Source organism: Cupriavidus sp. FW306-01-F10A (assembly GCF_058782785.1).
This window is the reverse complement of record NZ_JBYSYA010000034.1, coordinates 24367-49493: the sequence shown is the minus strand read 5'-3', so window position 1 is coordinate 49493 and position 25127 is coordinate 24367. Positions and strand designations below refer to the sequence as shown.

Sequence of the window (25127 nt, the reverse complement as noted above, 5' to 3'; positions counted from 1 at the left end):
TGCAGCTTGAACTGCTCGGTGTACTTTGCCATGTAAAAACCCCAAAAAGTTGTCTCCAACTTCTGGGGGTCAGTTCAAAGCGGGAGAGGGAGCGAACAACTGGCGGTTGACTTCTCTCAGGCCTCCTTCACAGCCCCTCGCACCGGCGCCGCAGCGACTTCCGCCTGCGCCGACGCCGACCTCCGGTGATTGATCATCGACACCGCCCCCACCGCAATCACCGCCGGGATTGCCATCGCCATGAAGTTCTGCTGCAACGGCAGGGACATCCCAACCAGCACGCCGATCACGATCGGTGCCAGGATGGCGCCGCTGCGTCCCACGCCGGAGGCCCAGCCGATGCCGGTACCGCGTACCGCCATCGGATAGAACTGGCCCGCATAGGCATAGGTGACGATCTGCGTGCCGATGGTGGAAGCACCAGCCAGGCCCACCACGACGAACAGCGCGGCGCTGGGCATCGGGTAGCCCAGCAGCGTGATCGACACTGCCGCCAGCGCGTACATGCCGATCAGCACATGCTTGATCGGCAGCCGGTCGGCCAGCCAGCCGCCACCGATGGCGCCGAGCATGGCGCCGAAGTTCAGCACCAGCACGAAGGTCAGCGCCGAGCCCAGGCTGTAGCCGGCGGCGGCCATCAGCTTGGTCAGCCAGGAGCTGAGCGCGTACACCATGAACAGGCACATAAAGAACGCCACCCAGAACATCACCGTGCTGAAGCCGCGGCCGTCCTGGAACAGGCGCCGGATCGGCGCGCTGCCGGCCTTGTCGTCCGCGGCCAGGGTGAAGACGTCGCCCGGCTGCGGCCGGTGCGCCGGCACCAGGCGCGACACCACGGATTGCAGAGCGTCGGTCTGGCCCGTGCGGAGCAGGTATGGCATCGACTCCGGCAGCGAGCGCAGCACCAGCGGGACCAGCAGCACCGGCAGGCCGGCGGCGAGGAAAACCGACTGCCAGCCGTAGCTTTCGATCAGTCCCTTGCCCAGCAGCGCGGCCAGCATGCCGCCCACCGAATAGCCGCTGAACATCAGCGTCACCAGCGTGCCGCGCAGCTTGCGCGGCGAGTACTCGGTCATCTGCGCCACCACGTTGGGCATCACGCCGCCGATGCCCAGGCCCGCCAGGAAGCGCGTGACGCTGAACGTCACCGGGTCGCTGGTAAAGCCCGCCGCCGCGGTGAAGACACTGAACAGCACGATGCAGATGGCAATGGCGCGCCTGCGGCCGATGCGGTCGGCCACGGTGCCGAGGAAGATCGCGCCGAACATCATGCCGAACAGCGCCGAGCTGACCATGAAGCCGGCGCTGGTGGCGGTCACGCCCATCTCTTTCATGATCGACGGCAGGGCGATGCCGGCCACGGCCAGGTCGTAGCCGTCGAAGATGATGATCAGCGCGCACCAGAACAGGATGAGCGCATGGAAGCGGTTGAAGCGGGCCTCGTCGGCCAGCTTGTGGACATCGATCTGACGCATGGTTTGTCTCCGGTATGGTGGTATGACGGGGCGGGCGGCGTTGCCGCTCACGCCACCGCGACGGCGCGCTCTGCGGCGGCCTTCAGTTCGCGTTCGCGCAGCATGAAGCGCTGGATCTTGCCGGTGGCGGTCTTGGGCAGCGCATCGACGAACTCGATTGCACGCGGGTACTTGTAGGCCGCCAGCCGCTCCTTGACGAAGGCCTTCAGTTCGCCGTCGCCAAGCTGCGCGCCGGCCTTCAGCACCACGAAGGCCTTGGTCTTGACCAGTCCGTCTTGGTCAGGTACGCCGATCACCGCAGCCTCCAGCACTGCCGGGTGCTGCACCAGCGTGGCCTCGACCTCGAACGGCGAAACGTAGATGCCGCTGACCTTGAGCATGTCGTCGCTGCGCCCGGCGTAGCTGTAGGTGCCATCCGGGTTGCGCACGTATTTGTCGCCGCTCTTGGTCCAGCCGCCGCGGAAGGTCTCGCGCGACTTCTCGCGGTTGGCCCAGTACATCAGCGCGGCGCTGGGGCCCTGGATATAGAGGTCGCCGATCTCGCCGTCGGGCACCGGGCGGCCTTCTTCGTCGCGCAGCTCGATGGCATAGCCCGGCACTGGCCAGCCGGTGGTGCCGTAGCGCACCTGGCCGGGGCGGTTGGACAGGAAGATATGCAGCATCTCGGTGGAGCCGATGCCGTCGATGATCTCGCAGCCGAAATGCGCGGTGAAGCGCTGGCCGATATCGGCGGGCAGGGCCTCGCCGGCGGACGAGCACAGCCGCAGCGCGACCTCGGCGCGCTGCGGCAGCGCCGGCGAGGCGAGCATGCCGGCGTAGCCTGTCGGCGCGCCGAAGAACACCGTTGGCCGGTGTTGCAGCCAGCGGCGGAAGGTGGCCTCGGGCGTGGGCCGCTCGGCCATCAGCACCACGGTGGCGCCTACGCTGAGCGGGAAGCTGAGGCCGTTGCCCAGCCCGTAGGCGAAATACAGCTTGGCCGCAGAGAAGCAGACATCCTGCTCCTGCAGGCCGAGCACCGGGACTGCATAGAGCGCCGCGGTCCAGTACGGGTTGCCGTGGCTGTGCACCACGCCCTTGGGCTGGCCGGTCGAGCCGGACGAGTAGAGCCAGAAACCGGGGTCGTCGCAACTGGTGGCGGCAGGCGCCTGCAACGGGGTTTGCGCGGCAAGCAGCGCATCCAGCGCCGCCATGCCATCGGGCAGCGGCTCATGCGCACGGGACACGAACACTTGCCCGACTTCATGCCCGGGACGTGCCAGCGCCTCCTGCAGCACAGGCAGCAGCGCGGCCGACACCAGCACCGCCTGCGCGCGGCTGTGCTGCAGCATGTAGCTGTAGTCGTCGGCGGTCAGCAGCGTGTTGACGGCTACCGGGACGATGCCGGCGTACATCGCGCCCAGGAAGCAGACCGGCCAGTCGCTGCAGTCGTGCATCAGCAGCAGCACGCGCTCTTCGCGGCGGATGCCGGCGCCGAGCAGCGCCGCGGCCAAGCGCCGCACCTGCTGCGCCAGTTCGCCGTAGGTGAGCTGGCCGTCGTCATCGATATAGGCCACCTTGCCGGCGCGCCCGGCATTGCAGCCGAGCAGGTGTTCGGCAAAGTTGAAGGACGTGCCGGGTGGCCGGACGGGTGTCTCTGCGGGCGTGGCGGTCATGGGTGTCTCCCCGTTGCTGGTGTACGGTGTGCCGCGCGCCGCCATGCGGGCGTGGCGGCGCGGTGAAGCGGGTTGGCTTGAGCGGTCAGGCGAGCGCGTCGAGCACCGCGGTACTGGCCTGGATGGCGCTGCGCCGGTGATAGAAGTGCAGGGCGCGCAGTCCGCCCAGTTCCTCGCCGCCGCCGGCGCGGCCGGGGCCGCCATGCAGCGATTGCGGCATGACGTTGCCGTGGCCGGTGTGCAGCTGCGCCACGTCGGGCGAGATCACATGCACGCGGCCATGGCTGTCGGCCAGCTCGACGGCGGCCGCGCCGAGCGCGGCCGCGTCGCTGCCATAGAGCGATGCCACCAGCGAGCCCTGTCCACGGCGCACGAGTGCCAGTGCATGGGCGGTATCCCGATAGGCCAGCAGCGTGGCCACCGGGCCGAACACTTCGGTGTCGTGCACCGCGGCGGCGGCGTCCGCATCGGTCACGCCCAGCAGCGTCGGGCCGACGCAGCAGGCCACGGCCGGATCGGCATCGACCAGCGGCTGCTGCGTGCCGTCATGCAGCACCTGTGCCTGCTTGCGCAGGGTTGCCAGCCCGTCTTGCACGGCGTTGAACTGCGCACGGCTGACCAGCGCACCCATGCGCACCGTATCGTTGCGCGGGTTGCCCACGGTCACTTTCGACAGCCGTGCGCCGATGGCCTCGGCGGCCTGGCCATACAGCGCTTCAGGCACGAACACGCGCCGGATCGCGGTGCATTTCTGGCCGGACTTGACCGTCATCTCGCGCACGACTTCCTTCGCCAGCAGGTCGAAGGCGGCGGTATCAGGGCCGTCCTGCGGCAGCAGCACGGCGGAGTTGATACTGTCCGCCTCAATATTCACGCGAACAGAGCGTTGCGCGATGACGGGATGCGAGCGGATCACCGCGGCCGTATCGGCCGAACCGGTGAACGACACCACGTCAAACGGCTGCAACTGGTCCAGCAGTCCGGCCGAGCTGCCACACACCACCGACAACGCGCCGGCCGGCAGCACGCCGGCCTCGACCACGTCGCGCACCATGCGCTGGGTCAGCCAGGCGGTGGCGGTAGCGGGTTTGACGATCACCGGCACGCCGGCCAGCAATGCCGGCGCCGCCTTCTCCCACAGTCCCCAGCTCGGGAAGTTGAAGGCATTGATAAACAGCGCCACACCGCGCGTGGGCACCAGCACGTGCTGCGACTGGAACAACGGGTCCTTGCCCAGCCGCGCGGCCTCGCCATCCAGCAGGTAGTGCCGGTCGCCGAGCGTATCGCCCAGCCTGGCGTAAGTGCCCAGCGTGAAGATGCCGCCGTCGATGTCGACCGCGGAGTCGTTTCCTGACGGTGCCGCTGTTGGCCGTGGCGATGTCGTAATAGGCATCGCGATTGGCCTGCAGCACCTTGACGATGTCAGTCAGCAACGCGGCACGCTGGCGATAGGTCAGCGCGCGCAGGGCCATGCCGCCCTGTTCGCGGGCAAAGGCGAAGCCGGCAGCGAGGTCCAGCCCGGTGGCGTCAACGCGCACCAGTTCGTCGCCCAGCACCGGATCGAACAAGGGCGTGCCGGCACCGCTGCCGGCCTGCCACTTGCCGCCGAGGTAGTTGGATAGCAATTCAGTCATGGGGGATCTCAGCGCGTGAAGTCGATGCGGCCTTCCGGCAGCAGATAGAGCACCAGCGCGCGGCCGTTGTTGACGGTGGGGCGGTGGGCGCTGCCCGGCGGGCACACCAGCCAGCCGGCGGGGCGGCCGTCGAACTGCGCGTCGCCCTCGAGCGGCATGATCAGGTCGATCTCGCCGTTGGGATGGGTGTGATGCGGGCCGGCAATGTCCTGCATGTCGACCACGTCGACGGAAAAGCCGTGCAGGTCGTCAGCCGGCTTGAAGATGCGGCCGTAGCGGATGCCGCCGCCTTCGCGGTCGCACAGCCAGCCTTCGGCCACGCCGGCCTGGCAGGCGTCCTTAAGTTGCTGGTAGGTGGGGCTGCCGGCGCCGTGCTCGGCATTGAGCCACGCATCGAGTGCGGCATCCAGCGGGCGGCCTGCCAGTTGCGCGGTGAGCTGCGCGATCTGGCTGCGGAATTCTGTGGGGGACATGGTGTTGGGGGCTCCATCTGATTCGCCAGTTGCTATCACTGGATTCATGCATTATTGTGCATGTATGAAAAATAGAGCCGCGCAGAAATCATGTCAAGCACTATATTGCATAAATCTGGGTTAACCCCGGCAGCCGACATGCACCATGATTCAGATGCAAGCGCTGCCAATGGTATTGAGAAGAACCCGTTCCTGGTCGCGCTGGGCGAGCGTGTGCGTGAGTTGCGCGCCTGCCGCGGCCTGACCCGAAAGGCCGCCGCGCAGGCCGCCGGCGTGTCGGAGCGGCACCTGGCAAACCTGGAATACGGCAGCGGCAACGCTTCGATCCTGGTGCTGCAGCACATTGCGGATGCGCTGCAGTGCTCGCTGGCCGGGCTGCTGGGCGACGTCACCACTTCGTCGCCGGAATGGATCCTGTTGCGCGAACTGCTGGAGCGCCGTGACGAAGCCACGCTGCGGCGCGTGCGCATTGCCGTGGGCGAGATGCTCGGCACGGGTGGCGAAAATGCCGGCCAGGCCGCGCGCAGCCCGCGCGTGGCGCTGATCGGGCTGCGCGGCGCCGGCAAGAGCACGCTGGGCGGGATGCTGGCCGAAGACCTGGACTTCCCCTTTGTCGAGCTGAGCCGCGAGATCGAGAAGTTTGCCGGCTGCAGCATCTCGGAGATCCAGGGCCTGTATGGCATGAACGCCTATCGCCGCTATGAGCGGCGCGCGCTGGAAGAAGCCATCCAGATCTACCCCGAGGCCGTGATCGCCACGCCCGGCGGCCTGGTCTCCGATCCGGCCACCTTCAACCTGCTGCTGGCCCACTGCACCACGGTCTGGCTGCAGGCGGAGCCGGAAGACCATATGGAGCGGGTGCGCGAGCAGGGCGACTTCCGTCCGATGGCGGCAAGCAAGGAGGCCATGGAGGACCTGCGCCATATCCTGGCCGGTCGCGCGGCCTTCTATTCCAAGGCGGAGTTCGCGCTGGACACCAGCGCGCAACCGCTGGAACCCACATTTACCGCGCTGCGCGAGCTGGTGCGCCAGGCCTTGCGCATGCCCTTGTGACGGCTGGGGCGCAATAAGGCGGCATCGGGGGCAGCGACCGGCACCTTCTGAGAAATCTGCACAATAGTGCTTGCAGAAAATCTGAGAGATGAACTATAGTTCGTCTCACCAGATTCCTGTTCATGCACGATAGTGCAGTTTCGCAGAGGAGACACCGCCGTGACAACCGCCCCCCGCGTCGACTACCAGACCGCCCCCGCCCAATACAAACACCTGAAGCTGACGTTCGACGGCCCCGTCGCCACGCTGGCGGTGGACATCGACGAGAACGCCGGCCTGCGCCCCGGCTACAAGCTCAAGCTCAACAGCTACGACCTCGGCGTCGACATCGAACTGAACGACGCGCTCAACCGCGTCCGCTTCGAGCACCCGGAAGTGCGCACCGTGGTCGTCACCAGCGGCAAGGACAAGGTGTTCTGTTCCGGCGCCAATATCTTCATGCTGGGTGTCAGCAGCCATGCGTGGAAGGTCAACTTCTGCAAGTTCACCAACGAGACCCGCAACGGCATCGAGGATTCCTCGGCGCACAGCGGCCTGAAGTTCCTGGCCGCGGTCAATGGCGCCTGCGCCGGCGGCGGCTATGAGCTGGCGCTGGCCTGCGACGAGATCCTGCTGGTGGACGACCGCTCGTCGGCCGTGAGCCTGCCGGAAGTGCCGCTGCTGGGCGTGCTGCCCGGCACCGGCGGCCTGACCCGCGTGACCGACAAGCGCCACGTGCGCCATGACCTCGCCGACATCTTCTGCACCACCACCGAAGGCGTGCGCGGCCAGCGTGCCAAGGACTGGCGCCTGGTGGACGATATCGCCAAGCCCGCCGTGTTCGCGCAGAAGGTGCAGGAGCGCGCGCTGGCGCTGGCCGCGCAGAGCGATCGTCCGGCCGATGCGCAGGGCGTGGCGCTCGAGCCGATCGAGCGGACGATCGAAGCGGATGCGCTGCGCTATACGCATGTGACGGTCGAGATCGATCGCACCGGCCGTACCGCGACCTTCACCGTGAAGGCGCCCGTCGGTGCGCAACCGCAGAGCATCGAAGAGATCGTCGCCGCCGGCGCCGCCTGGTACCCGCTGCAACTGGCGCGCGAACTGGAAGACGCGATCCTGTCGATGCGCACCAATGAACTCGACATCGGCACCTGGCTGATCAAGACCAGCGGCGATGCCGCCGCGGTACTGGCCACCGACGCCACGCTGCTCGCGCACAAGGACCACTGGCTGGTGCGCGAGACCATCGGCCTGCTGCGCCGCACGCTGAGCCGCCTGGACGTGTCGTCGCGCAGCCTGTTCGCGCTGATCGAGCCGCAGTCCTGCTTTGCCGGCACCTTCCTGGAACTGGCGCTGGCCTGCGACCGCAGCTACCACCTGGCACTGCCGGACGACGAGGCGCGCGCACCGAAGATCACCGTGGCGGAAGTCAATTTCGGCCTGTACCCGATGGCCACCGGCCAGAGCCGCCTGGGACGCCGCTTCTACGACGAGCAGCCCGCGCTGGACGCGGTGCGCGCCAAGGCCGGCCAGCCGCTCGATGCCGATGCCGCCTATGCGCTGGGCCTGGTCACCGCCAACCCCGACGACATCGACTGGACCGACGAAGTGCGCATCGCGCTGGAAGAGCGCGTGGCGATGTCGCCCGATGCGCTCACCGGCATGGAAGCCAACCTGCGCTTCAACGGCCAGGAAAACATGTTCACCCGCATCTTCGGCCGCCTGACCGCGTGGCAGAACTGGATCTTCCAGCGTCCCAACGCGGTGGGCGACAAGGGCGCGCTCAAGGTCTACGGCAAGGGCGACAAGGCCGCCTTCGACTGGAACCGCGTCTGATCCAGCCTTACACGACAACCGAATCGTCCCCCGAAGGAGACCACCATGTCCGGCATCAACTACAGCGACAAGATCCCCAACAACGTCAACCTGAGCGAAGACCGCACCCTGCAGCGCGCGCTCGAGCAATGGCAGCCTAACTACCTGAGCTGGTGGAACGACATGGGCCCGGAAGGCTCGCACAGCCATGACATCTACCTGCGCACCGCGATCAGCGTCGATCCGCAGGGCTGGGCCCACTTCGGCCACGTCAAGATGCCGGACTACCGCTGGGGCATCTTCCTGAACCCGGCCGAGGCCAACCGCAAGATCCATTTCGGCGACCACAAGGGCGAGGATGCGTGGCAGGACGTGCCCGGCGAATACCGCGCCAACCTGCGCCGCATCATCGTGACGCAGGGCGATACCGAACCCGCGTCGGTCGAACAGCAGCGCCACCTGGGCCTGACCGCGCCCAGCATGTATGACCTGCGCAACCTGTTCCAGGTCAACGTGGAAGAGGGCCGCCACCTGTGGGCGATGGTCTACCTGCTGCACAAGTATTTTGGCCGCGACGGCCGCGAGGAGGGCGAGGCCCTGTTGGAGCGCCGCAGCGGCCAGCAGGACAATCCCCGCATCCTGCAGGCGTTCAACGAACAGACCCCGGACTGGCTGTCGTTCTTCATGTTCACCTACTTCACCGACCGCGACGGCAAGTTCCAGCTGTGCGCGCTCGCGGAAAGCGCCTTCGATCCGCTGGCGCGCACGACGAAATTCATGCTGACCGAGGAAGCGCACCACATGTTCGTGGGCGAGTCCGGCGTGTCGCGCGTGATCCAGCGCACCTGCCAGGTGATGAACGAACTCAAGACCGACGATCCCGCCAAGCTGCGCGGGGCCGGCGTGATCGACCTGCCGACCCTGCAGCGCTACCTGAACTTCCACTACAGCGTCACCATCGACCTGTTCGGTGCCGATGAGTCGAGCAACGCCGCCACCTTCTACAGCACCGGCCTCAAGGGCCGCTACGAAGAAGGCAAGCGCATGGACGACCACGTGCTCAAGGGCCAGACCTACCGCATCCTGCAGGCGCAGAATGGCCAGCTGACCGAGAAGGAAGTGCCGCTGCTGAACGCGCTCAATGAAGTGCTGCGCGACGATTACATCAAGGACAGCATGGCCGGCATCGAACGCTGGAACAAGGTCATCGAGAAGGCCGGCATCCCGTTCCGCCTGAAGGTGCCGCACAAGGCCTTCCACCGCAATATCGGCGCGCTGGCGGGCGTCAAGGTATCGCCGGACGGCCGCGTGATCTCCGACGCCGAATGGCGCGACTTCCGCGACCAGTGGCTGCCCAGCGAAGGCGATCGCGCCTTTGTCGCCAGCCTGATGGGCCGCGTGGTCGAGCCGGGCAAGTTCGCCAACTGGATCGCGCCGCCGGTGATGGGCATCAACCGCCAGCCGGTGGATTTCGAGTACGTGCGGTTTAACTGAGCTTCGGGCCATCCGCCCGCTACGGGTTTGCTCCCCTCTCCCGCATGCGGGAGAGGGGTGGGGTGAGGGCGGGGGCATCAACGAAGCGCCGGTGCTTAAACCACCCCTCACCCTACCTCTCCCCTGAGGGAGAGGGGAACACCAAGGGCAGGGATACACGCCCTGGAAGCACTCTGATTCTGGAGACCGCCATGGACATGGCAGAAATTCAAGTCATCAAGCAGCACCTGATCGATCCCGAGATCTGCATCCGCTGCAACACCTGCGAAGCCACCTGCCCGGTGGGCGCGATCACGCACGACTCGCGCAACTACGTGGTCGATGCCGACAAGTGCAACCTGTGCATGGCCTGCATTTCCCCGTGCCCGACCGGCTCGATCGACAACTGGCGCGCCATGCCGAAGCTGCGCGCCTACAGCATCGAAGAGCAGCTCAGCTGGGACACGCTGCCCGAAGAGCTAACGCCCGAGCAACTGGCCGACCTGGCACCCGGCGCCGAGCTGCAGACCGCCGCGCCGGAGATTCCCGCCGCGTCGCCGCTGGCCGGCTCAGGCGAAGATGCCATCAACGGCGCCCGTTACGGCGCCACGGTGCCGCCTTGGTCCGCCGCGCATGCATACACCAACCTGTATGGCGCGAAGTCCGCCAACAAGACCATCACCGCTACCGTGACCGGCAATGTGCGCGTGACCGAAGTGGGCCGCGAATACGACACGCACCACATCGTGCTGGACTTTGGCGCGACCCCGTTCCCGGTGCTGGAAGGTCAGTCGATCGGCATCGTGCCGCCCGGCACCGACGCCGGCGGCCGCCCGCACCATGCCCGTCAGTACTCGATCGCCAGCCCGCGCAACGGCGAGCGTCCGGGCTACAACAACCTGTCGCTGACCATCAAGCGCGTGCTGCAGGACCATGACGGCAACCCGGTGCGTGGCGTGGCCTCCAACTACATGTGCGACCTCCAGGTCGGCGACAAGGTCGAAGTGATCGGCCCGTTCGGCGCCAGCTTCCTGATGCCCAACCACCCGCGCTCCAACATCGTGATGATCTGCACCGGCACCGGCAGCGCACCGATGCGCGCCATGACCGAATGGCGCCGGCGCCTGCGCAAGGCCGGCAAGTTCGACGGCGGCAAGCTGATGCTGTTCTTCGGCGCGCGCACGCAGGAGGATCTGCCTTATTTCGGCCCGCTGCAGAACCTGCCCAAGGATTTCATCGACATCAACCTGGCGTTCTCGCGTACGCCGGGGCAGCCCAAGCGCTATGTGCAGGACCTGATGCGCGAGCGCGCGGCGGACCTGGCAGCATTGCTGGCGAGTTCCGACACCTGCTTCTATGTGTGCGGGCTAAAGAGCATGGAAGAGGGCGTGGTGCTGGCGCTGAGGGACGTAGCGCAGCAGGCGGGGTTGCAATGGGAGGCGCTGGCTGAAGGGTTGAAGCGGGAGGGGCGGCTGCATCTGGAAACGTACTAGATGCAGCCGCGGGCGCGAACCGCTCAATCCGTATCCTGCTGCGCCTTGTGTTTCGATGCCATCTTGTCCTGCTGCGCCGGCGGCACGTTGTCGTAGTGGCTGAACTGGATGGTATAGCTGCCGTGGCCGCCGGTGATGCTGTTCAGCCGTGACTGGTAGTCGTTGAGCTCGGACAGCGGCACCTGGCCGGCCACCACCACGGCGTTGCCGACCGCGGTGCGCGTGCCGTGGACCTGGCCGCGCTTGGTGGAGAGGTCGCCGATGATGTCGCCCATGGCTGTGCCCGGCGCCGTCACCTCGATGTCGACGATCGGTTCCAGCACGCTGGGCCTGGCCTTGAGCACCGCATCGATGAAGGCCTTGCGCCCGGCGGTCGCGAACGCGACTTCCTTGGAATCGACCGGATGGCTCTTGCCGTCATACACGGTTACGCGCACGTCCTGCATCGGGAAGCCCGCCAGCGGGCCGCTGTCCAGCACCTGGCGGATGCCTTTTTCCACGGCGGGAATGAACTGGCCGGGAATCGCGCCGCCTTTTACCGCATCGACAAAGTCGAAGCCCTCGCCGCGCGACAGCGGCTCCACGCGCAGCATTACTTCACCGAACTGCCCGGCGCCGCCGGTCTGCTTCTTGTGCCGGTGATGGCCCTCGGCCTTGCCGCCGATGGTTTCGCGGTAGGCGATCTTGGGCGGGCGCGTCACCACCTCCAGCTTGTATTGCTCGGTCAGCCGCTCGAGCGCGCAGCGCAGGTGGAATTCGCCCAGGCCGAACACCACGGTCTCATTGGTGCCAACCGGATGCTCGACGCGCAGGCACGGGTCTTCCGCGCTGAGCTTGTGCAGCACTTCGGCCAGGCGCTGCTCGTTGCCGCGCCGCGCCGGTTCGATCGCCAGGCCGTAGATGGGGGTTGGAAACTCCAGCGGCGTCAGGTGGATATTGCCGTCCTCGGTGGCGTCGTGCAGCACGGCATCGAAGCCCAGTTCGTCGACCTTGGCCACCGCGCAGATATCGCCCGGGCCGGCCCGTGGGATCTCCTGGGTCTCCTTGCCCTGCAGCCGCAGCAGGTGCGCCACCTTGAACGGCTGGCGCCCGTCGCCGATATAGAGCTGGCTGTCGCGCGTGACTGTGCCCTGGTGGATGCGGAACACCGCCAGCTTGCCGACATAGGGGTCGATCACCACCTTGAAGACATGGGCCAGCACGTGCTTGTCAGGCACGGGCTCGGCGCGCACGGCCTTGCGGTGTTCGCTGCCATCGCCCGTATCGCGATAGAAAAGCGGCGGATTGCCTTCAGTCGGGTTGGGCAGCAGTTGCACGAACACGTCGAGCAGTTCCGTGATGCCGGCGCCGGTGGCGGCCGAGGTAAAGCAGATCGGCACCAGGTGGCCTTCGCGCAGCGCGCGCTCAAATGGCGCATGCAGCTGCTCCGGCGTGATCGCCTCGCCTTGTTCCAGGTACAGCTCCATCAGTTCGGGATCGATCTCGATCACCTGGTCGATCAGCGCATCGTGGGCGGCGGGAACAGATAAAAAATCCGACTCGCCGGCCGGATTGAAGAAGCAGTCCACCACCTGGCTGCCGTTGCCGGCAGGCAGGTTGATCGGCAGGCATTCCTTGCCAAAGGCCTCCTGGATATCCGCAAGCAGCGCGGGCAGGTCGACCTTGTCGCCGTCGATGCCGTTGACGATGATCATCCGGCACAGCTGGCGCGCCTGCGCCCACGCCATCGCGCGGCGCGTGGTCATCTCGATGCCGGTCTGGGCATTGATGACGATGGCGGCGGTTTCCACCGCCGCCAGCGCGCTGATGGCGAGGCCGGAGAAGTCGGGGTAACCGGGGGTGTCAAGCAGGTAGATGCGGGTGTCGCGGTAGTGCAGGTGGGCGGCGGCGGTGGTGAGCGAGCGTTTGTACTTGCGCTCGAGCGGGTCGCTGTCGCAGACCGTGGAACCGCGTTCGACGCTGCCGGGCGTGTGCAGGGCACCGCCCTTGTGCAACAGCGCTTCGACCAGCGAGGTCTTGCCGCATCCCGCGTGCCCTAGCAAGGCGACGGTGCGGATGGCATCGGGACTATCGTGCATGGTGGCTCTCGTCCGGCAATGGCTGTCCGGGAATTATTGGCCAAATTCGCCGGAAGCGACATACGCGGATGCCCGACTCGGTGCATTGCCTGACGCAAGATGGCCCGCAAGTGGCGAGGCCGGCGCTCGGCCGGCCTCGCTTCGCGTTTCGCACAGCTTGCCCGCATTGCAGCAAAGCGTGCGCTGCTGCGTTGCAGCAAGATCAGCGGCGCACGTCGTCGTGGTCGGTCGACACCGCCAGCGCCTGCCAGGCGGCCAGTTCGCTTTCCACCTTGCGGTTCTTCTCGGTGATGCGGTAGACCGTGTCCGAGCCCAGCGGCAGCCGCACCGGCGGGGTTTCGCTGTCGGCCAGGGTCAGCAGCGCTGCCGCCAGCTTGGCCGGGTCGCCGGGCTGCTGGTGGTTGGCCGAAGCCATGTGCTCGCGCATTGCCCCGACCGTATCGGCATATGCGGCGATCTCGGTGCGCACGCGCACCAGCGAGCTGGCATCGAGGAAGTCGGTGCGGAAGAAGCCCGGCTCGACCACGGTGGCGCGGATGCCCAGCGGCGACAGTTCCGCATCGAGCGCTTCGGTCAGGCCCTCCACCGCAAACTTGGTGGCGCCATAGACGCCCCAGCCGGGATACGCGGCGTAGCCACCGATCGACGAAATGTTGAGGATGCGGCCGCTGCGCTGACGGCGCATCTGCGGCAGCACCGCACGCGTCACGGTCAGCACGCCGAACACGTTGGTGGCGAACTGCTGCTCGACTTCCTGTGCGGAGGCCTCTTCGACCGCGCCGAGCAGGCCGTAGCCGGCGTTGTTGACCAGCACGTCGATGCGGCCGAAGCTGGCCACGGCGGCCTCGGCGGCGGCGATCGCCTGCGCTTCGTTGGTGACGTCCAGCGCCACGCCCAGCAGGTTGTCGTGCTCGCCCAGTGCGGCGGTGATGGTTTCCGGGCGGCGCGCGGTGGCGACGACCCGGTCGCCGCGTGCCAGCGCGGCACGGGTCAGTTCCAGGCCGAAGCCGCGCGAAGCGCCGGTGATGAACCAGACCTTGCTGGCAGCGTTGATGGCGGTGTTGGTGGTGTTGGCGGACATGGTGAATCTCCTTTCAGGGTGCTCGGTTTGACTGCGATGTCTGATGGCGGGGGCCACGGAGACCAATTTAGGCCGGCAACGCCCACAACACTAGGCGATGTAATCGCGTTTCAACGACAACCATTAGTTGTGAATGGAAGGCCGGCGCGTCGAGCCGACGAAATCGACATAGCCGAGCGCATGCGGAGCCAGTCCGCTCTTGCGCGCGGGGTGGACACGGTGAAGCTGTAGAGCACGCCCGTGCCGGGATGGCGACGGTCTCGTGCCCGTCCGCCAGTGGCGAGTCGGGCTGGCAGCGCCGGGAAGATCCACTCGCCGGTGGCGCGGTCGCGCGACGCGAGCAGTTGGGGACGGGTTCCGCGCTCCAGAGCGGATAGAGCTGGTCTGAGATCGCTGTTGGTTGGCCTTGGCGTAATGGTTGTCGTCGTCGGCTTGCGCGACAAACGATATTTCCGGCGTTTTCGGTTGAGAAGAATCAAGCGAAAGGGGAGGGAGGGCGTTTGCAGACGTGCTTTGGCGGCGGGGTGCTTGCTGCTGTCGTCGTTGCAAACAAGCGGTGGTGAAGCGGCTCAGGGCACGATCCCGACCAGGCGCGACAGCGATTGCTCCGCGCCCCGGCCCGCCTCCACCACGAAGTCGATGAAGCGCCGGACCCGCACCGGCATCTGGCTGCGATGCGGGTAGTACATGTACAAGCCGACATTGCTGCTGCTGTACCCCGGCAGGATCGCCTTCAGCCGCCCGCTCACGAGGTCGGCGTGGATCATGTAGGCGGGGAGCTGGCCGATGCCCATGCCGGCGCGCACCGCTTCGACCTCGGTTTCCACGTCATTGAAGCTCGCCACCGCAGGCACCTCCTGGTAGATCAGGTCGCCGTCCACCTGCAGCTCCCACGGCACCATGCGCCCGGTCGCGGGGCGGCGGAAGCCCGTGCACTGGTGCTGCAGCAAGTCGTCGAGGGTGGCCGGCTCACCGTGCCGAGCCAGGTAATCCGGCGCCGCGCAGATGACCAGCGGCAGGTCGCACAGCCGCCGCGCCACCAGGTTCTGGCCGGGGCTGGTGCCGACGCGGAAGCCGACGTCGATCTTGGCTTCCACAAGATCGGTGAAGAGGTCGCTCAGCACCACATCGAAGGTGATGCCGGGATATTGTTCGCGAAAGCCGCGCACCAGCGGGACCAGCACGCGGCTGCCGAGCGACGGCGGAGCGGTCAGGCGGATCAGACCGTCGTCGTCGCTCTTGCTGCTGCGGACCTGCTCTAGCGCTTCGTCAAGCTGGCGCATGCCCGGCGCGGCCAGCTCGAACAGGCGTGCGCCTTCTTCCGTCAGGCTGAGCTTGCGCGTGGTCCGGTGCAGCAGGCGCACGCCGAGATGATCCTCCAGCGTGCGCACGGCCTTGCTGGCCGCCTGCGGCGTGACGCCCGCTTCCACCGCGGCGCGGTGGAAGCTGCCGGCGCGTACCACGCCGAGGAAGAGGGTGAGGACACGGGCCTTGTCCATGACTGGCAACCAGAGGTTGGGAATGTGGCCATCATAATGCCAGCCGGTAGTACGAAAACAGCAAGGGCAGGCCAGTGCGCAGACTTTTGCTCGACCAGGTGCTCGACGCGGATCGGAAGCTCCCGCACGCGCTTTCCGGTTGCGTGGAACACGGCGTTGGTCACGGCCGGCGCCACGCCCACCAACGCGATTTCGGCTAATCCCTTGACGCCCAGTTCGTTCGTATGCGCATTCACCGGCTGGCCGTTCATGGCCTGTCCGGCGCCCGTCAGCTGCCTCGGCGATTTCATCCATTCCGACGACGCCTTGAACCCTTTGCCATGTGAACAATGTCCCACCACCCAAGGAGACAATCACATGACAAAGCATCCATTCGACCTGAGCGGCAAAGTGGCACTGGTGACCGGTGGCAACGGCGGCATCGGCCTGGGCATTGCCGAAGGGCTGGCCGCGGCCGGCGCCGATATCGCGATCTGGGGCACGAATGCCGCCAAGAACGCTGCCGCCGCCGACCGCCTGGCCCAGCATGGGCGCAAGGTGCATACCGAGCTTTGCGACGTTGGCGACGAGCAGGCGGTCGATGCTGCAATGCAGCGCACGGTGGCGGCGCTGGGGCGCATTAACGGCTGCTTTGCCAATGCCGGGGTGGGCAGCGGCAACAAGGGGCCGTTCGACCAGATGCCGACCGAGGCCTGGCGCAGGACCATGCGCGTCAACCTGGACGGTGCCTTCTTCACGCTGCGCGCCGCGGTGCGGCAGATGCTGGTGCAGGGCGAGGGCGGGGTACTGTGCAGTACGGCCTCGGTTGCAGCGATTGAAGGCGCGCCGCGCTCCGAGCACTATGCCGCCACCAAGGGCGGCGTGATTTCGATGATGCGGGGGCTGGCGGTGGAGTACGCGCGCAAGGGCATCCGCGCGCACTCGATCCTGCCGGGCTGGATCAAGACCGAGATGACCAGCGTGGCCCAGGGCAACGATGCCTTCCAGGAAATGGTGCACAAGCGCGTGCCGATGCGCCGCTGGGGCGAGGGCAGCGACTTCGCCGGGATTGCGGTGTACCTGATGAGCCCGGCTTCCGCATACCACACGGGGGACACCTTCGTGATCGACGGTGGCTATACGCTGTTCTGAGCCGGACGTCCGGCAGGCCTAACTGGCCAGACCCGGCCGCCGCCGACCCCATAGGCGCGCTCGTCCGGTTGCGGCCGAACGGTGGCGTGGCCGGTGAAGGCGCCAAAAGCCGGCAGGATGGCGCCATGCGGGCCGAACAGGAAACAGGGCAGGCGCAGGCTGTCTGCGCCTGCGCCGCGCAGGCGGCAGGCCGGATGCAGGTGGCCTGCCAGTACATAGCCCTGTGCAGAAGCACCGGGCATATGGCATAGCGCGAAGGGGCCCGCCACGGCGGGCTCGGTCACCACGGAGATGTCGAGGGACTCAGGCGGGTCGCCGGCGCGCGCGTCATGGTTGCCGCGCACCAGCGTGCAGCAGACCTGCGGCGGCAGGCGGTGACGCCAGTCGTCCAGCGCCCGTAGCACTGCCTGCGCACGGGCGGCACGCGCATGCAGGAAGTCGCCGAGGAAGACCAGCTCATCCACTGACAGCTGCCGGGTCAGCCGTGTCAACAGCGCCAGGTTGTCGCCGGTGGTGCCGTGCGGCACCGGCTGCCCCAGTGCGCGGAACGCCGCGGCCTTGCCGAAGCGGACATCCGCCACCATCAGCATGCCTGCCGCGGGCCACCAGATCGCATGCTCGGGCAGCAGCCACAGCGTCTCGCCGGCGGCCGTCACGGCGAAAGCGCCGTTCGCTTCCAATGTGCGGGCATCCGGGTTCATAGGAGCGGTAAGGGCTTTGAAGGTTTGCGCACGCGGCGCGGCTTGCGCGGCGTGCGCCCGGACGGGCCGGCGTGGTCGGCCATGCCAAATCGGGCGGCTTCGGCCAGCGCCTCGGCCGGCATGCTTTCCGCTTCGCCTGGCTCCGGACCTGCCGCCAGTTCCAGGTCGGCCAGCATGCGGGCGATGCGGTCGGCCAGCTTCTCGGTGCTCAGCTTCTCGCGCAGGAACTCCACCACCAGCGGGAACGACAGCGGCGTGGGCCGCTTCAGGTCATGCAGGTCGAGCTTCAGCGCCGACAGGCGCTCCAGCGTATCGGCGAGCCGGTGCGCATCCAGCTCCTGCGTCAGCACCTCGCGCTCGGCCTGGCCCAGCAGCAGGTTGCGGGGGGCGTGCTTGCGGAACACCTCGTAGAACAGGCTCGACGACGCCTGCAACTGGCGCGCGCTCTTGGGTGCGCCGGGATAGCCCTGGAAGATCAGCCCGGCAATGCGCGCGATCTCGCGGAAGCGCCGCGCAGCAGGCCGTGCAGGATGCGCTGGGCCTTGCCGAAGGTGTAGGCGTGGACGATGCTGGCGCGGCCGGCCTGCGCGTTGGTTTGCCACCAGTGGAAGATCTCCGCCATCAATGCGGCCTGCGGTGGCCAGCGGTAGATCGGCAGGCCAAAGGTGCTTTCGGTGATGAAGGTACCGCACGGCACCGGCTCGAACGGGTCGCAGGTGCCGTCGGCTTCGAGCTTGTAGTCGCCGGAGGCGACCCAGACCTGCCCGCCGTACTCGATGCGCACCTTGGCCGAGCCGAGCACATGTCCTGCGGGATGCAAGCTCAGCGTGACGCCGTGGTGGCGGATGCGCTTGCCGTAGGGCTGGGTATTGAGGTCGATGCCGGGCAGGCGCGCCAGCAGCACGCCGCGGCCCGGTTCCGCGCACAGGTAATGGGCGTGGCCGAAACGGGCGTGGTCAGAGTGGGCATGGGTAATGACGGCGCGCTCGACCGGGCGCCAGGGATCGATATGGAAGTCGCCCGGCGGGCAATACAGGCCCTCCGGGCGGGCGACGATCAGGTCGCCGGCATGGGAAGGCTTGGGCGATAGCGGCCGGGGTAGGGCCAAGCGTGCCTCCTGATGCACTGCGGCCGGTGCGCGGCCGCGATGCTCCCGGGGCGGGAGACCTGGGAATCATACTGCTGCGTTGCGCTGGCTGGGGAGGCGGTGGGGTCCGGTTTGGGTGTCGGTGGGGGGCCGACAAGGATGGGAGGCGAAGGCCTGCTATCGCGTTGCCGGCGTCCTCGATGCAGCCGCCCGACCACATTCCTCAAAGCACGTCATCCTTCAAGTGATACCAGTGGTACAGCACGCGCTGCCCCATCCTCCGGAACGGCGCGAACATCTGCGATTCCACCATCTCGCGCACGTTCGGGAACGGCAGCGGCGAGCGGAAGATCGGCAGTTCCGGCAGCGCGGCAGCTTTGCCGGCAATCAACGCCGCCAGCCGCTTGCCGGCCTGCGCGGAGTACATCACGCCATTGCCGCCATAGCCCATGGCGTAGTAGATCGACTGGGCCGGATCCGGCTGGGTGATGCGCGGCATCATGTCGTGGCTGACATCGACCCAGCCCCACCATGAGTAATCGACCTGGATCCCCTGCAGCGCTGGGAATTTGCGGTACATGTCGCCGATCAGCTTGTGCTTGTACTGCTCCTGCGGCGCGTCGTTGCCGGTGATGGCGCTGCGGCTGCCGATCTGCAGGCGGCCGTCTGGCATCAGGCGGTAGTAGTGGCGCAGGATGCGGGTGTCGGTGATGACCTGCGTGGTGCGGAAGTTGCACGCGGCCAGTTCGCTGGCCGTGAGCGGGCGCGTGACGATGGAGTTCGACAGGATCGGAAACAGCCGGTTCTTGAGCTCGCGGTGCAGCGTCTGCGAGGTATAGCCGCCGGTGGCCACACCCACCGCGCGGGCGCGCACGATGCCGCCGGGGGTGCGCAGGTAGTGCACGCCGTTGCGCGTTTCCCAGCCGGTCACCGGGCTGGACGGATGCACCTTGGCGCCCAGCTCGCGCGCGCGGCGCAGGTAGCCGAAGGCGAGCTTGCCGGCGTGGATGCCGATGCCTTCGGGCTCATGCATGGCGCCGGCGGCTTCCTTGTCGTCGACATACTCGCGCCGCACGGTGTCGGCGTCCATGATCCGTGCGTCGTACTTGAAGACTTCGCGCAGGAGCTTGGCCTCCTTCTCCAGCGCCGGCATCACCTTGGCGCGGTGCGCGATATACAGGTGGCCGCCCGGCTGCGGGTCACAGTTGATGTCCTTGATCAGGCCCTTGAAGGTCTCCATGCCGTCGCAGACTTCCTCATGCAGGCGCAGCGCGGTATCCAGGCCGTAGCGCTGGATCCACTGCGAGCGCTTGAGCCGCCCGGACGCGCATTGCGCCTGGCCGCCGTTGCGCGTGCTGCAGCCCCAGCTGACGCGGTTGGCTTCGAGCACGGTGGCCTTGATGCCGTATTCCTGTGCCAGGAAGATGGCGCAGGTCAGGCCAGTGAAGCCCGAGCCGATGATCGCCACATCCACGTCGATGTCGTGCGTGATCGGGCCGTCGTCGGCGGGCGGCTCGCCCGCGGTGCCGATCCAGTAGGTGGGCGCGTACTCGCGGCCGTGGCCGGGGTTGGGGGTGTGCAGCGGGTCGTAGGCGGGGTCGTACGGGCGGGCGGGAGCGGTGGACTGCTCGCCGGCAAGGAGGCTGCGGGGGGCTACGGCTTGCATGGCGCGTCTCCTCGGTCAGGCTGCGGGCGCTACGACGGGCGGGCGATCCTTGCGGTACGCGTTCTTGACCGCGATCTTGCCGTCGCGGAAGGTGAAGACGTCCACCATGCGCGCCTCGATGCGGGCGCCGTCGGCACGGGTGCCGCGGAAGGTGGATTCGCTCACGCCGCGGTCGCCCACGACGAAGTGCTCGCCATCGACCCACTGTGCGTCGGGGAAGGTCTGCCAGGCCAGCTGGAAGCCTTCGCGCACCGCGTCGCGGCCGATATAGCTGCGGCCCAGCAGATCGGGCCCGGCCACGCCGTGGAAGGCGCAGTCATCGGCCATGAAGCTCATCAGGGCCTCGATGTCGTGGCGGTTCCAGGCGTCGTTGAAGGCCTGCAGCAGTTCGATGCCGGCGGCGGTGTTGTCCTTGGACATGGGTTGGTCTCCTGAGTGTTGTCTGCCGGTCCGTGGGGAACCGGCCATGACTCGAGGATAGGGAAGCCGTGCGCGGCGCTGTAGCGCCAGTTCGGGACAATCGCTTGGGCCAGCGGCGGCAGACACCGCCGCGGGCAGGCTCAGGCCGCGGGACGGACCCGGGAAGTGACGGCGGCGATGGTTGTGGCGCCGCTGGCGGTGGCCTGCAGTTCACGCGCCACGCCCGCCAGCACGCGGATGCCGGGCTCGATGCGGTCCAGCGAGATCGACGAGTAGCCCAGCCTGAAGCCGTTGCGCGGCGCGGGCTCGGCCATGAAGAAGACGCTGCCGGGCTCGATCAGCACACCCTGCAGCTCGGCCAGCCGCGCCAGCGCATCGGCATCGAGCCAGGACGGCCCCTCGATCCAGCATGAGGCGCCGCCGGCGATCGGCACCGCGCGGAAGTCAGGCATATGCGTGGCCAGCGCCGCCAGCACGGCTTCGGCGCGCTCGCGGTGCGCGGCCGCCAGCCGGCGCAGGTGCGCGTCATAGTGGCCCAGCGACAGGAACAGCGAGAACGCGCGCTGGATATACGCCGACGGATGCCGCAGCATCAGCCGCCGCGCGCCGCGCAGTTCGGCGATCAGCGCCGCCGGCCCGACGATATAGCCGATGCGCAGCCCCGGCGCCAGGCTCTTGGACAGGCTGCCGACATAGATCACGCGGTTGCTGCGGTCCAGGCTCTTGAGCGTGGGGGTGGGGTCGCCTTCGAAGCGGCTTTCGCTTTCGTAGTCGTCCTCGATCAGCACGAAGTCAGCTTCCTCGGCCTGGCGCAGCAGGGCCTGGCGGCGCGCCAGCGGCATGGTCACGGTGGTCGGGCACTGGTGGCCCGGGGTCACGTAGACGTAGTCGCAGGCGCGTTGCGCGTCAGACAGGGTCAGGCCGTCGCCGTCGACCGGCAGCGGCACCAGGTGGGAGGTGTGCGAGCCAAAGATATTGCGTGCGTCCGGATAGCCGGGGTCCTCGATGCCCACCGGCGTGTCGGGGCTGACCAGCAGGTCGGCCAGCAGGTACAGCGCCTGCTGCGCGCCCACGGTCACCACGATCTCGTCGGCGCCGGCCCACACGCCGCGGCGCGGCAGCACGCGGGTGCGGATCTGCTGCACCAGCGATTCGTCGTCGCGCAGGATCATGTCCTGGGCCCAGTCGTGGATGTCGAGCACGCTGAGCGCCTTCAGGCAGCATTCGCGCCAGTCCGCGGTGGGGAACAGCACCGGGTCGTACTGGCCGTAGATGAAGGGGTAGGGGTAGTCGCGCCAGTTGGCGCGCTTGACGATATTGCGCTGCTGCGTGGGGCGGAACACAAAGCGCCGCTCCCAGTCGGGCTCGCCCGAGCGGGCGGGCACCGCCTCGCCGCGCAGCGAGGCCACGCCGCTCACGCGCGTGCCCAGGATCTCCGGGTTGACGAAGTAGCCGCTGCGCTCGCGCGCCACCAGGTAGCCTTCATCGACCAGCTGCTGGTAGGCCAGCACCACCGTGTTGCGCGCCACGCGCAGCTGCGCCGACAGCTCGCGGCTGCTGGGCAGCGGCTCGCCCTGCGGCAGCTGCTCGTCAAGGATGGCCGAGACCAGCATCTGGCGGATCTTGCCCTGCAGGCTCAGGCCCGAGTGGGCATGCTGCTGGAACAGCTGGGACCAGAGGGTGGTGGGAGACTTCAGGCTCATGGGGCGGGGGCGTTGCCTAGACGGCGAAGCGCGCCAGCATACCGCCCCGGCGCGCCACGTCAGTCATGGTCAGTCATCAATACTCATGCAGGTCCGGGCGCGGCATCTCCGCCAGCGGCACTACCGGATCCACGCTACCGCGAAACAGTTGCCGCGCGGCGTAGGCCACCAGCAGGATGCCCAGGCTCACCACACCCAGCGCAAGCGGCGTGCGCTGGTCGGGGATGAAGGCCATCGCCACCACGATACCGATCATGCCGACGATCGCCAGGTAGGTGAGGTACGGGTAGCACCACATGCGCACGCGCAGCTGGCCCGGCGCTTCGCGCTCCAGGCGGGAACGCAGGCGCAGCTGCGAGATCGCGATCAGGATGTAGACGAAGATCGCCACCGTGCCGTACGAGTTCACCAGGAAGGCAAACACCGTATCAGGCGAGACATAGGACATCACCACCGCACCGTAGCCGAACAGGGTCGCCACCAGGATGGCGCGCACCGGCACGCCGTTGCGGCTCACGCGGGCCAGCGACTTGGGGGCGTCGCCACGGCGGGTCAGCGCGAACAGCATGCGCGACGAGGCATAGAGGCCCGAGTTGAGCGCCGACAGCACCGCGGTCAGCACGATCGCGTTCATGATCTGCGCGGCCGCCGGCACGCCCATCACGTTCAGCGCGCTGACGTACGGCGTGGCGATGCTGGAGGAGTCCCACGGCACCAGGCAGACCACCAGCAGGATCGAGCCCACATAGAACACCAGCACGCGCGTGATCACCGAGCTGGTGGCCTTGGCCACGGCCTTCTGCGGCTCGGCGGTCTCGGCAGCGGCGATGGTGACGATCTCGGCGCCAAAGTAGAAGCCGGTGGCGGCTACCGCGCCGGTCAGCACCGGGACAATGCCGTGCGGCATGAAGCCGCCGTTGGCGGTCAGGTTGGCCACCTGCATGCCATGGGAGCCCGGGGCCAGGCCCAGCACATAGACGCCGGCGACGAACAGGAACACCATGATCGCGGCGACCTTGATCGATGCGAACCAGAACTCGAACTCGCCGAAGGACTTGACCGACACCAGGTTGGTCAGCGTCAGCATCACCAGCAGCACCAGGCTGATGATCCAGTTGGGCACGTCGGGCAGCCAGTAGCGCACCAGGTCGGCACCGGCCACGGCTTCCAGCGCCACCACGATGACCCAGAAATACCAGTACATCCAGCCGGTCAGGAAGCCGGCCAGGTTGCCCACCGCCGGGCGGTCGCGCCAGGCTTCGCGTGCATACTCATAGAAACCGCCGCTGCCAGGCATGGCGCAGGCCATCTCGCCCAGCATGCGCATCACCAGCACCACCAGCAGGCCGGTGATCAGGAAGGAAAGGACCGCGGCGGGGCCGGCGGACTTGATGACGACGCCGCTGCCGACAAAGAGGCCCGCGCCGATCACGCCACCCAGCGCGATCATGGTCATGTGGCGTTGCTTCAGGCCGTGGGATAGCCCGTTGCCGGACTCTGGTTGTTGGATCATGTTGTGTCTCCTGTGCTGCGCTTGCTGTCGGTACTGCGTCGCAGCCAGTACAGCGTTTAAGGCAGGCGCCACGGCTTCTCTTCGGTATAGGCGGCAGGGCAGTAATTGCCAGCCTGGGGCCGTGGTCGGTCAGTATTTGCAATCCCGGGGAGGGAAGGCCTATCCGTACATGTCGACTTGTCTCCGGTGATCGCTTAAAAAATTGGAACCATAAGTTCCGAAAAATTGTTCTTTCACTGGAATGTAGGCCGTTCGCGGGGGAAGGTCAACCAGAAGTTTCGATAATTGATATGATTTGACTCTGAAAATGAAACTTACCTATGATGGAGCCAGGCATGAACGATATGCGCCTCGCCAAAAGTGACGCCAAGCCGGATGGAGACACGCCGGCACTGCGTTTGTTCGGCCTGCTCGAAGTCATCGCGGAGAAGGACCAGTCCTTCAACCTGCAGGCGCTGGTGGAAGAAACCGGACTGCCCAAGCCCACGCTGCACCGCATGCTGCAGCAGCTCGAGGCCGCGGGCCTGATCCAGCGCAACGGCGACGGGCGGCAATACGGCACCGGCCTGCGGCTGCGCCGGCTGGCGGAGAACCTGTTGCTCAACAGCACCTCGCACGGCGCGCGCCACATGGTGTTGCGCCGGCTGGTGGAAGAGGTGGGCGAGAGCTGCAACCTGACCGCGTTCTCCGGCGGCGAGGTGCTGTACCTGGACCGCGTGGAAACGGCGGCGCCGCTGCGCTTCTACCTGCATCCGGGCTCGCGCGTGCCGGCGCACTGCTCGGCCACGGGCAAGCTGTTCCTGGCGCAGCTGGCGCCGGCGCAGCGCCAGCGGCTGCTGGCCAACGTGGAGCTGGAACGCTACACGCAGAACACGCTGACCGACCACGCGCAGCTGGAAGCCGAACTGGAGCGCGTGAAGCGCGACGGCTACGCGATGGACGATGAAGAGTTCCTGCCGGGGCTGGTCTGCATCGGCGTGCTGGTGCCGGCCGTGGACGGCGGCAAGTCCAACCTGGGGCTGGCGCTGCAGGCCCCGGTGATGCGCGTGACGCGCGACAAGGTGCTGCAGTTGCTGCCCGCGCTGCAGCGTGCGGCGGGCGCGCTGGCGGCGATCGAGGCCGACAGCGCCGGCAACTGGCAGGGCGGCGCGGAAGAGGACGAATAGCGCGCACGGCGTCACGCGGATTGCTCCGCTTG

17 protein-coding genes and 3 pseudogenes are annotated in these 25127 nt (G+C 67.3%); 6 read left to right on the top strand and 14 right to left on the bottom strand.

The genetic code is table 11. The features are described from left to right. Positions 1–116 precede the first annotated feature (116 nt). The 4 genes and pseudogenes from AC3WLF_RS29360 to AC3WLF_RS29345 form a co-directional block, all read right to left on the bottom strand. Complete coding sequence (locus AC3WLF_RS29360; RefSeq protein WP_492357238.1) at positions 117–1475, bottom strand: MFS transporter; 1359 nt, start codon at positions 1473–1475, stop codon at positions 117–119. A gap of 47 nt (positions 1476–1522) precedes the next feature. After that, a complete protein-coding gene (locus AC3WLF_RS29355) occupies positions 1523–3127 on the bottom strand; it encodes a benzoate-CoA ligase family protein (protein WP_492359206.1) in 1605 nt (534 codons plus the stop codon). A gap of 85 nt (positions 3128–3212) precedes the next feature. Next, positions 3213–4761 (bottom strand): annotated as a pseudogene (locus tag AC3WLF_RS29350) (3,4-dehydroadipyl-CoA semialdehyde dehydrogenase). An 8-nt stretch (positions 4762–4769) separates the two neighbouring features. Further along, on the bottom strand, positions 4770–5234 hold the full coding sequence (locus AC3WLF_RS29345; RefSeq protein WP_492359205.1) for a DUF4863 family protein: 465 nt from the start codon (positions 5232–5234) through the stop codon (positions 4770–4772). Between the two features lie 90 nt (positions 5235–5324). On the opposite strand from AC3WLF_RS29345, the gene AC3WLF_RS29340 reads away from it, so the two are divergent. From AC3WLF_RS29340 to boxA, 4 genes are all read left to right on the top strand, one after another. Then, entirely contained in the window at positions 5325–6287 is a 963-nt protein-coding gene (locus AC3WLF_RS29340; RefSeq protein WP_492359204.1) for a helix-turn-helix transcriptional regulator, read from the top strand. A 159-nt stretch (positions 6288–6446) separates the two neighbouring features. Continuing rightward, positions 6447–8105: a 2,3-epoxybenzoyl-CoA dihydrolase gene (boxC, locus tag AC3WLF_RS29335; RefSeq protein ID WP_492317402.1), complete on the top strand. Its 1659-nt coding sequence runs from the start codon at positions 6447–6449 to the stop codon at positions 8103–8105. Between the two features lie 45 nt (positions 8106–8150). Continuing rightward, positions 8151–9578: a benzoyl-CoA 2,3-epoxidase subunit BoxB gene (gene boxB / locus AC3WLF_RS29330; protein WP_492359203.1), complete on the top strand. Its 1428-nt coding sequence runs from the start codon at positions 8151–8153 to the stop codon at positions 9576–9578. Between the two features lie 191 nt (positions 9579–9769). Beyond that, positions 9770–11050 carry a benzoyl-CoA 2,3-epoxidase subunit BoxA gene (gene boxA, locus AC3WLF_RS29325; protein WP_492359202.1) on the top strand — a complete coding sequence of 427 codons (1281 nt, stop codon included), beginning with the start codon at positions 9770–9772 and terminating at the stop codon, positions 11048–11050. A gap of 23 nt (positions 11051–11073) precedes the next feature. Here the strand turns inward: boxA and fusA are convergent, their stop codons facing one another. The 3 genes from fusA to AC3WLF_RS29310 form a co-directional block, all read right to left on the bottom strand. Further along, positions 11074–13128, bottom strand: a complete 2055-nt coding sequence (gene fusA, locus AC3WLF_RS29320) for an elongation factor G (protein WP_492357234.1) — start codon at positions 13126–13128, stop codon at positions 11074–11076. A gap of 202 nt (positions 13129–13330) precedes the next feature. Then, positions 13331–14209, bottom strand: coding sequence for an oxidoreductase (locus AC3WLF_RS29315; protein ID WP_492352877.1), 879 nt, complete (start codon positions 14207–14209; stop codon positions 13331–13333). A gap of 569 nt (positions 14210–14778) precedes the next feature. Continuing rightward, the gene (locus tag AC3WLF_RS29310; RefSeq protein WP_492352876.1) at positions 14779–15708 is read right to left on the bottom strand and encodes a LysR family transcriptional regulator; all 930 of its coding nucleotides are present in this window, start codon (positions 15706–15708) and stop codon (positions 14779–14781) included. A 357-nt stretch (positions 15709–16065) separates the two neighbouring features. Between AC3WLF_RS29310 and AC3WLF_RS29305 the strand changes: the two genes are divergently transcribed. Continuing rightward, the gene (locus tag AC3WLF_RS29305) at positions 16066–16839 is read left to right on the top strand and encodes an SDR family NAD(P)-dependent oxidoreductase (RefSeq protein ID WP_492359201.1); all 774 of its coding nucleotides are present in this window, start codon (positions 16066–16068) and stop codon (positions 16837–16839) included. On the opposite strand, the gene pdeM is transcribed toward AC3WLF_RS29305, so the two are convergent. The 7 genes and pseudogenes from pdeM to AC3WLF_RS29270 all read right to left on the bottom strand — a co-directional run bounded on the left by pdeM (position 16824) and on the right by AC3WLF_RS29270 (position 23929). Then, positions 16824–17540: a ligase-associated DNA damage response endonuclease PdeM gene (gene pdeM / locus AC3WLF_RS29300; protein ID WP_492352874.1), complete on the bottom strand. Its 717-nt coding sequence runs from the start codon at positions 17538–17540 to the stop codon at positions 16824–16826. The two genes, AC3WLF_RS29305 and pdeM, sit on opposite strands and share 16 nt — an antisense overlap. Continuing rightward, positions 17537–18055 (bottom strand): annotated as a pseudogene (locus tag AC3WLF_RS29295) (DNA ligase-associated DEXH box helicase); the annotation flags it as partial. The pseudogene AC3WLF_RS29295 and the gene pdeM, both read right to left, overlap by 4 nt. Further along, positions 18046–18648 (bottom strand): annotated as a pseudogene (locus AC3WLF_RS29290) (DNA ligase-associated DEXH box helicase); the annotation flags it as partial. The pseudogenes AC3WLF_RS29295 and AC3WLF_RS29290, both read right to left, overlap by 10 nt. A 202-nt stretch (positions 18649–18850) precedes the next feature. Continuing rightward, positions 18851–20293 (bottom strand): NAD(P)/FAD-dependent oxidoreductase, encoded by a 1443-nt coding sequence (locus AC3WLF_RS29285; protein ID WP_492317409.1) that lies wholly within the window; start codon positions 20291–20293, stop codon positions 18851–18853. A gap of 15 nt (positions 20294–20308) precedes the next feature. Then, entirely contained in the window at positions 20309–20713 is a 405-nt protein-coding gene (locus AC3WLF_RS29280) for a nuclear transport factor 2 family protein (protein WP_492359200.1), read from the bottom strand. A gap of 140 nt (positions 20714–20853) precedes the next feature. Then, positions 20854–22416 carry a MocR-like pyridoxine biosynthesis transcription factor PdxR gene (pdxR, locus tag AC3WLF_RS29275; protein WP_011617530.1) on the bottom strand — a complete coding sequence of 521 codons (1563 nt, stop codon included), beginning with the start codon at positions 22414–22416 and terminating at the stop codon, positions 20854–20856. Positions 22417–22492: 76 nt separating this feature from the next. Further along, positions 22493–23929 carry an amino acid permease gene (locus tag AC3WLF_RS29270; RefSeq protein WP_492317411.1) on the bottom strand — a complete coding sequence of 479 codons (1437 nt, stop codon included), beginning with the start codon at positions 23927–23929 and terminating at the stop codon, positions 22493–22495. Positions 23930–24264: 335 nt separating this feature from the next. On the opposite strand from AC3WLF_RS29270, the gene AC3WLF_RS29265 reads away from it, so the two are divergent. Continuing rightward, positions 24265–25095 (top strand): IclR family transcriptional regulator, encoded by an 831-nt coding sequence (locus AC3WLF_RS29265; protein WP_492317412.1) that lies wholly within the window; start codon positions 24265–24267, stop codon positions 25093–25095. The last annotated feature ends 32 nt before the right edge of the window (positions 25096–25127 follow it).